The organism is Pseudoalteromonas sp. 0303 (assembly GCF_013349995.1).
Lineage (GTDB): Bacteria > Pseudomonadota > Gammaproteobacteria > Enterobacterales > Alteromonadaceae > Pseudoalteromonas.
The window spans coordinates 1-227 of sequence record NZ_JABVXF010000210.1 but is presented as its reverse complement, the minus strand read 5'-3'; the positions used below and the strand labels follow the sequence as shown (position 1 = coordinate 227).

General features: G+C 48.9%; 1 tRNA gene. It reads right to left on the bottom strand.

What is annotated here, in order from left to right:
• Positions 1–76 (bottom strand) — tRNA-Gly (locus tag HUS62_RS22820).
• Between the last annotated feature and the right edge of the window lie 151 nt (positions 77–227).

Genomic DNA, 227 nt, shown 5'->3' with positions numbered 1-227 from the left:
TGGAGCGGCACACGAGGCTCGAACTCGTGACCTCAACCTTGGCAAGGTTGCGCTCTACCAACTGAGCTAGTGCCGCATCAAATAGTTTCTAGTTACAAGATTCAAGTTTGAATAGCTTGGTGCTTTCAACTTTCCCCTTGAAACTTAAGCCAATTTCTTTTGGTGAGAAATTGGAGCGGCACACGAGGCTCGAACTCGTGACCTCAACCTTGGCAAGGTTGCGCTCT